The organism is Chitinophaga agri, assembly GCF_010093065.1.
Classification (GTDB): domain Bacteria; phylum Bacteroidota; class Bacteroidia; order Chitinophagales; family Chitinophagaceae; genus Chitinophaga; species Chitinophaga agri.
The window spans coordinates 5,970,121-5,984,220 of record NZ_CP048113.1 but is presented as its reverse complement, the minus strand read 5'-3'; the positions used below and the strand labels follow the sequence as shown (position 1 = coordinate 5,984,220).

13 protein-coding genes and 1 tRNA gene are annotated in these 14,100 nt (G+C 46.0%); 5 read left to right on the top strand and 9 right to left on the bottom strand.

Annotated features, from left to right (window positions below):
- Window positions 1-173: 173 nt before the first annotated feature.
- Entirely contained in the window at window positions 174-509 is a 336-nt protein-coding gene (locus GWR21_RS24125; RefSeq protein ID WP_162334187.1) for a S24 family peptidase, read from the top strand.
- A 249-nt stretch (window positions 510-758) separates the two neighbouring features.
- On the opposite strand, the gene GWR21_RS24120 is transcribed toward GWR21_RS24125, so the two are convergent.
- The 3 genes from GWR21_RS24120 to GWR21_RS24110 all read right to left on the bottom strand — a co-directional run bounded on the left by GWR21_RS24120 (window position 759) and on the right by GWR21_RS24110 (window position 5,997).
- Window positions 759-3,083, bottom strand: a complete 2,325-nt coding sequence (locus GWR21_RS24120) for a family 78 glycoside hydrolase catalytic domain (RefSeq protein WP_162334186.1) — start codon at window positions 3,081-3,083, stop codon at window positions 759-761.
- 16 nt (window positions 3,084-3,099) lie between these two features.
- A complete protein-coding gene (locus GWR21_RS24115; protein WP_238429976.1) occupies window positions 3,100-5,142 on the bottom strand; it encodes a beta-L-arabinofuranosidase domain-containing protein in 2,043 nt (680 codons plus the stop codon).
- Between the two features lie 156 nt (window positions 5,143-5,298).
- Window positions 5,299-5,997, bottom strand: coding sequence for an HAD family hydrolase (locus GWR21_RS24110; protein WP_162334185.1), 699 nt, complete (start codon window positions 5,995-5,997; stop codon window positions 5,299-5,301).
- A gap of 135 nt (window positions 5,998-6,132) precedes the next feature.
- On the opposite strand from GWR21_RS24110, the gene GWR21_RS24105 reads away from it, so the two are divergent.
- The 4 genes from GWR21_RS24105 (at window position 6,133) to GWR21_RS24090 (ending at window position 10,387) form a co-directional block, all read left to right on the top strand.
- Window positions 6,133-7,590 (top strand): SDR family oxidoreductase, encoded by a 1,458-nt coding sequence (locus GWR21_RS24105; RefSeq protein WP_162334184.1) that lies wholly within the window; start codon window positions 6,133-6,135, stop codon window positions 7,588-7,590.
- Between the two features lie 32 nt (window positions 7,591-7,622).
- On the top strand, window positions 7,623-8,432 hold the full coding sequence (locus GWR21_RS24100; RefSeq protein WP_162334183.1) for a TerC family protein: 810 nt from the start codon (window positions 7,623-7,625) through the stop codon (window positions 8,430-8,432).
- Between the two features lie 175 nt (window positions 8,433-8,607).
- On the top strand, window positions 8,608-9,273 hold the full coding sequence (locus GWR21_RS24095; RefSeq protein WP_162334182.1) for a class I SAM-dependent methyltransferase: 666 nt from the start codon (window positions 8,608-8,610) through the stop codon (window positions 9,271-9,273).
- Between the two features lie 103 nt (window positions 9,274-9,376).
- Entirely contained in the window at window positions 9,377-10,387 is a 1,011-nt protein-coding gene (locus GWR21_RS24090; RefSeq protein WP_162334181.1) for an acyltransferase family protein, read from the top strand.
- A gap of 57 nt (window positions 10,388-10,444) precedes the next feature.
- On the opposite strand, the gene GWR21_RS24085 is transcribed toward GWR21_RS24090, so the two are convergent.
- From GWR21_RS24085 to GWR21_RS24060, 6 genes are all read right to left on the bottom strand, one after another.
- Complete coding sequence (locus GWR21_RS24085) at window positions 10,445-11,170, bottom strand: hypothetical protein (protein ID WP_162334180.1); 726 nt, start codon at window positions 11,168-11,170, stop codon at window positions 10,445-10,447.
- A 35-nt stretch (window positions 11,171-11,205) separates the two neighbouring features.
- Window positions 11,206-11,601, bottom strand: a complete 396-nt coding sequence (locus GWR21_RS24080) for an acyl-CoA thioesterase (protein ID WP_162334179.1) — start codon at window positions 11,599-11,601, stop codon at window positions 11,206-11,208.
- Between the two features lie 79 nt (window positions 11,602-11,680).
- The gene (locus GWR21_RS24075; protein WP_162334178.1) at window positions 11,681-12,025 is read right to left on the bottom strand and encodes a dihydrofolate reductase family protein; all 345 of its coding nucleotides are present in this window, start codon (window positions 12,023-12,025) and stop codon (window positions 11,681-11,683) included.
- A 114-nt stretch (window positions 12,026-12,139) separates the two neighbouring features.
- Window positions 12,140-12,210: transfer RNA gene (locus GWR21_RS24070), tRNA-Gln, on the bottom strand.
- Between the two features lie 150 nt (window positions 12,211-12,360).
- On the bottom strand, window positions 12,361-13,407 hold the full coding sequence (locus tag GWR21_RS24065; protein ID WP_162334177.1) for a glycosyltransferase family 9 protein: 1,047 nt from the start codon (window positions 13,405-13,407) through the stop codon (window positions 12,361-12,363).
- 3 nt (window positions 13,408-13,410) lie between these two features.
- Window positions 13,411-14,013: a DUF4254 domain-containing protein gene (locus tag GWR21_RS24060; protein WP_162334176.1), complete on the bottom strand. Its 603-nt coding sequence runs from the start codon at window positions 14,011-14,013 to the stop codon at window positions 13,411-13,413.
- Window positions 14,014-14,100 lie beyond the last annotated feature (87 nt).

Here is a 14,100-nt window from a genome sequence, read left to right as displayed (position 1 = left end):
CCTATTGTTGAGCGCAGCCAAAGGCGCAGCATCTGTAACAGGAGAGAAATAGGACTCCTGTTATACCAGGCCGCGGTGACAGGCAGGAAATTTATTTTGTTACTGCGCAAATAGGGTGCACACATGTATCCGTAATTTGTAGCTAAAACCAGAGAGAATGAAAACCATCATATATGAACAAGTACGAAAGATTAAAAAGCGAGCTGGAAGCTACCGGCAAAGGCAGGATGAAGGCATTTGGCAGCTCAATGTTACCAATTCTTAAAAGTGGCACCGCCCTGACTTTTGAAAAAGCCAGTGAGTACAAGATCGGCGATATTGTATTCTGTAAAGTAAAAGGACATTACATTGACGCGCATAAGATCATCAAAATGGATGCGCACAAAGGTTACCTGATCGCTAACAACCATGGGTTTGAAAATGGATGGACCAGGACGATTTTCGGCAAAGTAGTCGTAGGTGAATATCAAAACCAGGTTATCTACAGAGCCGCTTCAGAAAAGAAGTAAACTTCACGGCACCGGTCTTCACCGGAAGTGCCTTCCCTCAAAATGATTACGGACGTCTTTATTACAGTGAATATTGTCCGCTACCACGAACGGCCTTCTTCTCTTATCAGATCTGCACTTATTTCATCATCTTAAAAGCACCAATCAATATTTATCCGTAAACGGATAGTATTGTTTTATATAGCGTTTATTATCAAACGAAAAAAGCCCGGCGTTACCGCCAGGCGCTTTCTAATGAGATATTGATGGTTATTGCAGATCGAATGTATATTTACCCTGTTGTAATGACAGTTCATCATACTGCTGGTCCCCAACTGTCACCAGTTTTGTTTGTTTTCCTTTTAATACACCTACAGGTAGACGTAGTGTAGCTGCAGATGGCACTTCAACCGACAGCTTAATACCTTTATCGACCCGTTTCCATTCTACTTTGATCATGCCGTACCTGCTCTCGTAATCGGCCTTTACAAAGTTCAGCGCTTTAACAAATGCCGGCTGAATAAAAAAGTGTTTGAACCCTGGTGCATTTTCATCAGGACGGATGCCTGCCAGTGTTTTATAAAACCAGGCACAATAGTCGCCGAAGAAGATGTGATTGTGAGAGAGCTCTCCCGGCCAGTCTTCAAACAGGGTCGTGGCGCCATTGGCGATCCAGTGTGCCCAACCAGCATAACCGGTATCGGTGAGCATACTGAAAGCAATATCTGCATAACCATGTTCACTTAATGTTGGCAATACGTACTTCGTTCCCATGACACCAAAATCAGCATGATAGTTACTACGCTGTACTTTGGCCGCCAGTTGTGCAGCGGCTTTAGTCACTGCCTCCGGCGCTGCCAGTTCATGGAATACGGCAGCACTCAACGCCGTCATAGTGCTATCTTTATAATGACCGGTAGCCTTATCAAAGTAAGCCCGGTTAAATGCGGAGCGGATGCTATCAGCCAGTGTAGTATAGGCCTTCTCATCCGCTGTATTACCTAATACTTTTGCCATCTTGGCGACCAGTACGGCATCTGTATAAAAGTACGCTGTAGAGGTGAACGTTACAGGTGTTTTCACGAGTGACATCCAGTCATCAAGACCATGTCTGAACAGATAGCCTTCTGCTCCTTTCGCCACGACATCTGTATACTTTTTGAATGCGTCATAGTGTTCACGTACCAATGCGGTATCGCCATGATAGAGATACATATACCAGGTAACAAATCCTAAAGCGCTTCCCCAGGCTGGTCCGAAAGTGAATTCCTCACTGCCTGCACGATCGTATCCCCAGCCATTGGATGGTGCGATGCCGGGCATACTCCCACTAGGCAATTGTGCATCACGTACATCATTTAACCATTTACGATATCCTTCCGCCGTTTTATAGTTCCAGAGACCAATTTCTGCAGAGATATGAGCATCTGCCGTCCACCCGTTCTTTTCACGTTGCGGACAATCCGTCGGAATGCTCAGGAAGTTGCTACGATAAGACTGGCGGGCTGCCTCATACAATTTATTGATCATCGGATCAGAACTGGTAAAATGTCCTGCCTCTTCAAAACCCGTACTATAAAAAAGACCTTCGAGTGATTTTGCATCTAATGCGAGATCATTGTCAGCTTCTACCTGTACGTATTGAAATCCATGGTAGACAAATCTCGGCGTGAACTCTTCCCGGCTGCCTCCTTTAAGATAATAGACATCTGTCTGGAAGCGCAGTTCGCCGGGCATACTACGCATATGCTCTGTATTGTGTACCATGTCCAGTGCTCCGTCCTTCAGCACCTCTCCGTAGTACATGGTTACCTTTGTACCGGCTTTTCCTTTTACTTTCAGCGTTGCCACTCCGGCAAAGTTCTGTCCCATATCAAACAGGTATTTACCATTACCCAGCTTTTTCATGGATACAGGTTTGATGCGACGTATCACCTTAATAGAAGGCATGATCTGCTCATGTAAGGCGCCGCCAGGAGAGGAGGTCTTCAATGCTTGTTGCCAGGCAGCATCATTGAAAGCTGTCTGGTTCCACCCTGGTACTTCCTGACGTGCGTCATAGATCTCGCCGGAATACAGACAGTTAAACTGACTGGGTCCTGTTGCGCACTTCCAGCTATCATCTGTAGCAATCGTTTCGGTAGTACCATCTTCATAACGAACCACCAGGTTTAATAACAGCCTGGGGGTATTGCGCCATGGTGCATTCTGGAAGCCCCACACAGCGTGCGACTGGATATTATACCATCCGTTGCCCAGCTCCGCGGCGATGCTCTGTAAGCCCTGCTTTGGCAACAGCGAAGTCACGTCGTATACCTTGTAGAGTAACCGCTTGTCATAGCGGGTGTAGGCTTGCTCCAGTACCGCATCAGTAACAGGTTTACCATTTACAAATACGATATGGTAACCTACGCCTGCCACATAAGCGGTAGCATTTGTAATTTTCCTGTCCAGCCGGAATGTCTTCCTGAAATAGGGTGCCTTTGTTGCAGTAGTATCTTCGGTATTTGTGATCCAGTTCCCTTTCCAGGAAGTATACTGTGCCTGTACAAATCCGGCGATCAGCAAAAAGGCAATAGTGAGAATATTTTTCAATTTGTATAAGTTTAGTTTATCGGACTACAGGGAAAGCAACTACCCTGAGTTTTGTACATCCGTAAGGAATTAAAGTAATATTGTGCACGGTGGTTTCTACGGGGCCTTTATAGAGCCCTTCCCTGTCGGTCGGTGGCTGATAGGCGACTCCGTTCAATATCTTCCAGGAAGGGATCTTTCTGGCCTTTGCAGTGATCTCTATCGGCGCATGTTTAATATTCCAGGTAAACAGCGAGTCCAGTGGACGTTCCATGGTCACCTTCATACTATCAGCTGCGTGGCGCACGTCCTGTCTGCGTAACGCATAGTTCCAGTCGTCGGGCGTATATACACTGAAATATGCACCTTCTGCTGCATCCGTACCCTTCTCCCAGCGTTCCTGTAGTTTCAGGGCATATACCAGCGGCCCTCTTTCTACAGCACTGGAATTGCGTCCCCAGGTGCCTGTTCTGATCCGCATCGGTAATTGCAGGACCAGTTCATCCTTGTCATTCCATTCCCGCTGTATGGTGATCATTTGTCCACCTTTATCTTTTCTGAGTGGCTGACCATTCAGCAGCATAACTGCTTCATCACACCAGGCAGGAATGCGTAGCTGTAATGGAAATGTTGTTTCTTTATTAATGCTGAACTGAAACTTTATCTGGTCGCTGAAAGGATAATCTGTTACTTCAGTGATCGTGACCTCTCTATGTTTCCTTCCTACTTCGGCCGTCACTGTGCAGGGGCCGTATTCTAATGCTGCCAGTCCGTCATCAGGTGCCTGATACCAGAGATGTGCCGTGTATTTTGTCCAGCCCTGGTGCATATTAGCCAGGCAACAGGTATAGCCGCTGCGTGCACCTAATACGTTACACATTTCACGGTCGAAAGGAAGTGAGAAATTGAAGACCCCTTTACTGATCTGCAGCTGATTCGCCATCTGGAAATACTGCTTCTCATTGTAGTCGTCCGTAGTTTGTGCCGGCAGCGCATTGAACGTCATCTTTTCCAAAGCATCCATATAAAACACATCTCCGGTGATGGCGCTGATATTCTCCAGTGAGTACATAGCCTCTACAATAGCACAGAGTTCTACGCCCTGTGTAGGATCATTACCATTCAGGTCTTCATCACCAGAGAAAATTCCCATCGGTAAACCATGGATGGTCATCATATCCTGCCAGCCGGTACGCAGGTTCTGCAGGTATTGCTGCTCACCGGTACGCTGATAGTTGACAGCTGGTGCTTTGAGGCCCATTGCCACGTTTACGGCATGCCGGTTCATCCACTGGGTATTGTTCCGGTAGGTAGCGGTGTTGATCACCCAATCGCGGTTACCAAACCAGGTGGTCCAGGGAAAAGATTGCTGGTCGATCAGTGCAGCGAGTTGCAGCAGGTAATCATCTTTGGTGATACCATACAGCCATTGTGCTATCATGACGTTTTCCGCGCCACGGGATTGTGCCCATTCGGTCCATTTGCCGATGGGTGCTTTTTTCAGGGCTTCCATCTGGTAACGGAAATACTTTGACATAAACTTGATCACCCGCTTGTCTTCCGTAGCGGAGTAGTATTGCTGCAATACTTTCAGCATGACCATTTTCGGCCACCAGTCCTCACCTTCATTCGCATGAGCAGCATCGATAGTCACATCTCCTGTGATCTCTCCATGGGTCAACGGACCAAAATAACCGCTTGGACGCTGATGATCCAGTGTCCAGTTCACATAACGCAGTACCTTGATTTTGAGTTCCCGGTCATCCAGCAGATATGCAAGTGGTAAGGCGCCGTCCAGCCAGTAGGGTGTTTCTTCCCATCCATCACCACGGCCGCCGAGCCAGCCATTGTCGACTTTAATTTTGGGATAATATTCATCCAGGTGGCCGGATGAGCCCCGACGCATGAGCTGCAGCTGTCGTTTCAGCCAGCCGGCAGGCTTAACACGGCCCAATGGCAACGCTTCATAAGCCGGAGGAGTGTAGGCGCCGGGTGAGACCTGTTTAATGCCGGCTTGTGCCCCCAGTGGTAACATGAAAACCACTGGAAGTGCACAACACACCATCCATTTAATTTTCATTCTTTTGACTTGAGTAGTTGAGTAAAATGGAATTCTAACGTGGGTTACAAAATAGTAAATCCTGCTTAATAATTGCACATTAAAAAGCAACAGGAAGTCCCGCTACTGCTGGGACAGTATAGGACAGATACGCAGTAAATTTTACTGGTTACGGGGCTACATTGATGGTGCATACAACAGCGGCAGCACTTCTGAGATATGCTCTACCTGCCGGAAATTGGGATTATCTATATGTACGTCTACGTGCTCATGTTCCCAGGTGATGTGATAGGGAATGTGAATAGCACTTCCGCCAATACCGAGCACCGGCAACACGTCCGACTTCAAAGAATTACCGATCATGAGAAACTGTTCAGGCACAATGTCGAGGTGTTTGAGCAGCTTGCGATAATCAGCTTCCTGTTTGTCAGACATGACCTCTACATGATGGAAATAATGGAGGATACCGGAATTGCGCAGCTTACGCTCCTGGTCCAGCAGATCTCCCTTTGTTGCCACCACAAGACGGTAGTTATCTCTCAGGGCGGAGAGTACATCAGGTACACCGTCCAGTACTTCTATCGGACGTGCAAGCAGCGCCTTACCATACTCAATAATCTTTTCTACAGCAGAGATATCAATGGTCTTGTTGGATATTGTCAGGGCCGTCTCTATCATCGAGAGCATGAAACCTTTAATACCATAACCATAGAGGGACAGATTTTTTATTTCTGTCTGCAGTAGTTCACGTGCCACAGTGTGCTGCGGTAAGTAATTTTCCATCAGTTGGCAGAACTCCGCTTCTGTTTCGCGGAAATAGGGTTCATTGATCCACAATGTATCATCCGCATCAAAGGCAATAACTTTTATACTCATATATCGTCAAACAAGGGTTAATGTAACAAAAGTATCCAATAACTATGGGTTTTCCCGCTTTTTTACTCGCTGATGTTCACTGCTGTACTGGTGCAGATTTTGTACTATCTTAGGTAACTATCAATCACTTTCATTTTGAAGATACTGCTGACAGGCGCTAACGGCTATATCGGACAAAGATTAATTCCCGTTCTGCTGGAACAGGGACATAATATTATCTGTTGTGTACGGGACAAGGACCGGTTCAACAAACAGCATGATTATCCGGTAGAAGTCATAGAAGTTGACTTTCTTCAGCAGGAGCATTCGACCGGCTTTCCTGCTGATATTGATGTGGCCTACTACCTGGTGCACTCGATGAGTAGCGCGGGCAAATTTGAGGAGAAGGAGGCCGTTTCTGCCAGGAATTTCATTCAGCTTATCAGCAGCACTAACTGTAAGCAGATCATTTATCTTACGGGGATAGTCAACCAGCAGGAGCTTTCCAGGCACCTTGGCTCCAGGCTGCAGGTAGAAAATATACTAAAAGAGGGTTCGGTACCATTAACGGCATTACGGGCAGGTATTATTGTTGGTTCTGGCAGTGCTTCGTTTGAGATCATACGCGACCTGGTGGAAAAGTTACCCATTATGATCACGCCACGCTGGCTGAACACCCGTTGTCAGCCGATAGCTATCAGGGATGTGATCTTTTTTCTATGTGGCGTACTGGGTAAAGAACACACTTATCATAAGAACTACGATATTGCCGGCCCTGGTATACTTACCTACAAGCAGATGTTGCTACAATATGCGGAGGTAAGGAAACTGAACAGGTATATCCTCACCCTGCCTGTGATGACACCCCGCCTCTCTTCCTACTGGCTTTATTTTATTACATCCACTTCCTACCCGCTGGCAGTTAATCTGGTAGATAGTATGAAAATTGATGTGACGGCAAGGCCCAACGAGCTGGCAGCCGAACTGGGTATAGCACTGCTGCCTTATAGAAAAGCCGTAGAGCTGGCATTTGGAAAGATAGAGCAGAACCTGGTCACCAGTAGCTGGAAAGATTCTTTCTCTTCTGCTAATACACCCCAAACATGGATGGACAATATTGAAGTACCCACGTTCGGTTGCCTGAAAGATGAGAAAAGCATCACGCTAAGTACAGACACAGACCGGGAGGCTGTGTTGAATAATGTATGGCGGATCGGCGGAAATAACGGGTGGTATTATGCCAATACCTTATGGCGTATTCGGGGCTTTCTTGATAAAATGGTAGGTGGAGTAGGATTACGCAGGGGACGCCGCGATCCGCAGGAAATACATGCAGGAGATGCCCTGGACTTCTGGCGGGTACTGGTGGCAGACAGGCAGCAGCGGAGGTTGCTGTTATTCGCAGAAATGAAATTACCCGGAGAAGCCTGGCTGGAATTTCAGATAGTAGAGAAGGATAGTCAACAGGTATTGAAACAGACGGCTACCTTTCGCCCCCGTGGCTTATGGGGAAGGTTGTACTGGTATGCCATGCTGCCTTTCCACTTTTTTATTTTCGGAGGAATGATCCGCCGGCTATCAAATGGAATTTCCCGGCAGACTAAAATTCAGTAAGATTGCCATCAAACCTATAATGCAAATTTATCATGGAAGGTATTTTCTCCGCCGAAGGCCTGTTTACAGTCGACTCACTGATCAGTCTTCTGACTTTAAGTGTACTTGAGATCGTATTAGGAATTGACAACATTGTTTTTATATCTATCCTGGCGGGAAAGCTACCTGCTGAAAAACAGAAGAAGGCACGGCGTCTGGGACTTACCCTGGCAATGTTCATCCGTATCCTGTTGCTGCTGTCTATCAGCTGGATCATGTCGCTTACTGCGCCATTGTTTAACGTCGGGGATTGGGTAGGTATACAGTCAGGGAAATGGTTAAGCGCGACCGCTATCTCAGGGCGTGATCTGATCCTCTTACTGGGAGGTTTATTCCTGATCTACAAAAGTACGGCAGAAATACATGAAAAACTGGAAGGAGGAGAACATGAAACCGGTAATGTCAGGCCGGCCAGCTTTGCACGGACCATTATCCAGATCCTACTGCTGGACATAGTATTCTCACTTGACTCGGTGATCACAGCGGTGGGTATGGCTGATCATATCCAGATCATGATCGTTGCAGTGATCATTGCCGTAGGTGTGATGGTATTAGCAGCTGAAGGGATCAGCAATTTTGTGAATAAGCACCCAACAGTGAAGATGCTGGCACTTTCCTTCCTGTTACTGATAGGGGTATCACTTATTGCGGAGAGCTTTGATCAGCATATTCCGAAGGGGTATATCTACTTCGCCATGGCATTCTCTGTGTTTATTGAGATGCTGAACCTGAAAATGAAGTCTAAAGCGTCAAAGCCGGTACAGTTACACCAGCCAAGACTCAACGACAGCGATAATAAATAAAATACAGATTATTTCATATATTACATACAGCTACCAGACTGCGGCAACGGTCTGATTCCACGAACCGCGTCCAGGAAATGATTAATGAACGGTTGTTCCATGAAGGCAACCGTTCGAATCCCCCCAACCTGGAAATATTTACCCCGGCTATTGAGCCAGCATCCCGATAAGTGTTATGAGATACCTGTTATACTTTATTTATTTAGGATGGCATTGGGGCCTTAATCTGGCATTTTTTATCATCAGGCATGAGATCCGCGGAGAGAGAAAGTATGGTATCCGGACAATAGGCACGGACAATCTGGCCAGGGAAGTATCGGAGGAGGACAGAGAGCATGTGGCCATGTATGAACCGGTGAACTACTATACTGCTACCTGGTTATTCGATCATCTGCAGTCTACGGATCTGCATACAACGCTGCTGGATGTTGGTTGTGGCAAGGGCCGGGTACTGGCAATGGGAGCAGCGTATGGGTTCAGAACGCTGGCAGGGATCGATCTTTCTCCACGACTTTGTGCATCTGCCACCGAAATGCAGCAGCTCTTGTATAACCGTTATCAGCATATCAGGATCACGATATGCTGTGAGGATGCCCGTCAATATACGGTGCCTGAGTCAGTAGGCGTCATATTCCTGTTCAATCCGTTTGACGATGTGATCATGGAGGGGTTTATCCACAGGGTTAAAGAGAGCCTGCGAAGGAAGCATCGCCCCCTGAAAGTATTATATGCCAATCCACAATGTAAACAACTCTGGCTCGATGCCGGCTTCAGGGAGACGGCCTCTTTCGTAAAAATGGATATATTAAAAGGCTCCATACTGGTGAACAACCCCACCTGAAAACTACTTATTTCAGGGATAAAAATACATCAGTTCAAAGGATAATATATAATGGTGAGACAGTATATTTGTCTTACCAATCTTCTGAAAAAACCTCATCTCCATGGACACTAAAAGAAAAGTAGAGAGTCTCAGCTTTTTAAGGGCGCTTGCTGTATTGATGGTATGTTTTTGCCACTTCGGACAGCCATTTAGCCAGGACGGTAATGTATTAGCAGGCATGTTTGACATCTTTCATGAATATGGAAAGTATGGTGTGCAGGTCTTTTTCGTCATTTCAGGATTTGTTATTCCGTTGAGTCTGGATAAAGGACGGTATGAGCTGAAGCATTATGGGAAATTCCTGTTAAAACGGCTGATCAGGTTACACCCCCCTTATCTGATCGCGTTGGCTATCACACTGGTCATTCTTGTATCCTCTACCGTCGTAAAACATATTGCGTTTCCGGAGACACCGTCGAGTATCTTTCTAAGCCTTTTCTATCTGCATCATCCGGATTCCAATCCTGTGTTCTGGACATTGAAGGTAGAGGCGGAATATTATCTCTTTATCGGGCTGTTCTTTTTATTACTGCAGAAGTATCCGAAGGCGACGCTGGCTGCAAGTATCCCTTTGTTTATGGTGATCAGTCAGACAGCTGTTGTAGAATATATTGACCTGTTCAGTCACCTGCTGTACTTCATGATCGGCATGATAGGATACGTTATGTATATGAAAGGTGGTAAGAACTGGCTGGAAGTAGGCTATATCACTGCAATAGCGGTATTTACCTACCTGTTCTATGGTGCAGCACCAACCATAGCAGCAGTAGCTACTATCCTGGTGATCATGCTGTATACGGGCAAGGTGCACCAGGCGTTTGATTTTCTGGGAGAGATCTCTTACTCCGTATATCTGTTACACTTCCCGGTTGGGGTGAAACTGATCAATCTGGCCAGCAGGTACGTCAAGCCACAATATGACATACTGTTATTCACATTTGCCGTATTGTTTTGCCTGGGCGTAGGTTATGTTTTCTGGAAATATGTGGAACGTCCGTTCTCAGAAAGATCTAATAAGATCAAGTACGGACCACGTAAGACAGTTTCTGTTGAAGTAGCGGCAGCGGCTTAGGGATCAGGATATTATAGAAAAGGGACTGAAATGATGATTTCAGTCCCTTTTCTGTTTTTATGTCCAGAAGAAATTGACCAGTACAACGCAGACGATGGCTATGACCAAGCCTGCGATGGCGGTTTTTAAAATCATTGCAGATGTAATACCAAAAGCTTCTTTCATCTGGGGTTTATTCAACACATAGATGGCACCTGAATATAATGTTGTCCCTATTACAAATTCCAGCCAGGGCACGAAAAACCTCATGAAGGAAGTGGCATTAAGGATATAGCATATGACATAAAATGCAACAACGGTGATAAACCATCCAAATGACAGGAGCCATCCCCAGCGCTGGCGGGAAAACAGCAAATAGGCGATCAGTAGCATACCTGCAGGCAGTACAAATCCCATGATCAATACCCTGTCACTACAATCAGTGCATAGATAGAATGTTCCTCCTGGACCATAAATAAGGAATAGCTGATAGAAACTGCTTATCACCAGCAACAAAAGCATACCATTGAGATATACTTCATAACTGCCGGGATCCGGTTGTACAAAAGACTGGAAAAATGTCTGCAATTGTTTATTCGCCAGCTGTTTCTTCTCGTGTTTAGCTACCTGCTGGTTAATATGATCATCTACTACATCCTTTTCTTCTTCTGTCACATCTCTTTCAGCAATGAGCTTGTTGGCGGCTATTACAGCCTGCGGATCGTATTGTTCCGGTTGACGGATAATCTTCAGTAGTTCAGTATTGGAAAAGTTCTGAAACTCTTCGTAGAAGTCAAAATTCATAGGGTATAGGGTGTTATCGTTAGCATAGGAATGTACTACTCTTCTTCACGCAGACGCTCATCGGTATACGTGATCTTTGTACGTCCGTGAGGTACAGGCGTGCCATGTTCGTCCAGACTTACAAATACCATTTTATCCACAGTCAGGATCACTTTCTGTGTAATCTTATTTCTTACCTGACAGGTCAGTGTCAGGGACGTTCGTCCAAAGTGAACTGCTTTTATCCCCAGTTCAACAATATCACCCTGTTTGGCAGAGCTGACAAAGTTGATCTCAGACATATATTTCGTCACACATCTGTTCGTACCCAGCTGTATAATGGAATAAATAGCTGCCTCTTCATCTATCCAGCGCAGCAGGCTGCCGCCGAATAATGTCCCATGTGCATTCAGGTCCTCTGGTTTTACCCATTTACGTGTATAAAAATTCATTGTGCTGTAATTTGACCGTTCCCGGATGTTGAGCACAAAATTATAATACAACCGGACAATTTGTGCATCAATTCAGGAATTACTGCTTACGATAGCGTAAGCCTGCTACGCTATTGGTATACTTTGTAACGGCCTCCAGTGTGAACTGTGTTTGAAAAATCCCTCCTTCAAATAAGGGAATGCCTTCTCCCAGGGCGACATGCATGACAAGCATGATCATCTCGTCGATCCATTGCTGTTCCAGGAACAGGGCGTTCAGTTTAACACCTCTGATCAGCCAGATATCCTTTCCTTCCGGCTGCTTCAGATCGTTAATGAAAGTTGGGATATCAGTGTGGACGAAACGTATGTTCGGCTGGTCCTCTCCTTTTCCGGATAGCTGGCCAGCCATTAATGCCATTGTCTCTGCGGGCGATATAGCCATCGAGGCTGATGGCCATGTAGAGGACTATTTTTGTCATGGGGTATTTTTTACAAATTTGGGTCCTTACAGGAAGCAGAAATAAAAAAACCGCTACTAGAGCGGTTTAATTTTTTGTTGTCCTACCAGGATTCGAACCTAGACAAACTGAACCAAAATCAGTTGTACTACCATTATACTATAGGACAAACTATAACTTGCGATACTTTCTATCTCTTCTATTACAAATCCCGTGTGGCTCTCATCCTACTGCTATTCTGCAACCGCATCACTGTGATTTGGGATGGCGAAATTAGCATTTTTTATTAATCCACAAAAAAAAGTTTTAAAAATTTTCTCTATCCGATCAAATTTATCACTTTTTCTTCGACTGCAACCGGCTCAATCCACTCCATACAGGCATGATCTCCGCGGAAACATGGCTTGTTCCCGAAGATAGAACAAGGCCTGCAGGAAAGGTTTTCCAGCTGTACAGCATTCTCTTCCCGCTGACCGAATCCCATGAATCCTGCGAATGGATGGGTGGCTCCCCAGATGGATACGACCGGCACACCAAAAAGAGATGCCAGGTGCATATTGGCAGAGTCCATACTGATCATCACATCAAAGTTACTGATAATTGCCATTTCCTCGGGCAAACGGAACCTGCCGGCTACAACAACTGCCGCAGGATATTTTATAGCCAGCGAAGTCAGTTGCGCGACCTCAGAGGCACCACCTCCCATCAACAGTACCTTTGTATTTTTCCTGTCTACCAATGCCGCCAGTATGGCTTCCATTTTGTCCAGCGGATAAGTTTTCTCCTTATAAGTGGCAAATGGCGCGAGGCCAATCCATTTATCTCCGTTCCTGGCACCTGTTACTTCCAGCATGGCTGCTGTAAGCTCCTGTCGGGCAAAAACGGGTTGTTTTGGGTCAATAGTGACAGACAGTCCCAGTTCGCGGAAAACGGCCGCATATCGCTCTATAGTGCTGGTTAATGGTTTCAATACCTTTTCCTCCGGACGGGCCAGTGCTTTCTTTTCCGCCCTGCCTTTATCAATAGCTGCTACCGATCTACCAGTTAGTCTGAAAAATGCACGTACGATCTGTGAACGCAGTACATGATGCATATCGGCGACGGCATCAATCTGGTAGGCCTTCCTTACTTCCCTGAAAAGACGGAACAAGCCTTTAAATCCGTTATGCGCACCTTTCAGATCGGCAGGAAAGAATGTCAAACGTGGAATACCAGCACAAAGGGCACCCCAGTTCTTATTTGACACAAAAACGATCTGTATACCGGGATTTTGTTCCAATACCTGCTGCATCACCGGAATGGTCATTGCCACATCTCCCATGGCAGAAAACCGGATGGCCAGTATGGTCCTGAGTTTTTCAGACATAAATTATTTCCCCTTGTAAAGCACCGGATTTAAGGCAGGATCATTGTACATCTTCATCTGTTTGTACACTTTCATGTACTTACGGCCGGCTGCGATATCCTCCAGTAACTGGGTAATAGCCGTTCCCAGGTCCTGACGCTGCTCCAGCAGGATGTCCAGCTTACGCTGACAGGCTTCCCGGTGTTCAGGCGTAGCATCCACACGGGTCGCTTCCTCCCGCATATGATAGATCTTCAGTGCAAGAATGGAAAGACGGTCAATTGCCCACGCCGGACTCTCCGTATTAATTGCCGCGTCGGCAGTGGTTACCGTATCTTTATGTTTATCAAGGAAATAGCCGTCGATGTATTCCACTACATCGGTACGTTCCTGGTTGGAACGGTCGATCCAGCGCTTGATCTCCAGCGCTTTCACAGGATCGATCAATGGATCACGGATGATGTCTTCCAGATGCCACTGAACGGTATCGATCCAGTTTTTCAGATACAGCAGGTGCTCAAAAGCTGTTTTTTCATAAGGATTATGGATAGGCTGGTGCACACTATTGTGTACATGGTAATCAGCAATACACTGATCAAATATTTGATTATACTGTTCTGTATACATGGAGCAAATGTATATAAATTGATGAAATAGTTCATCCTACCACTCCCAAACGCACGTTTGCATCGGCTGAAATTCGCTACTGCTCAG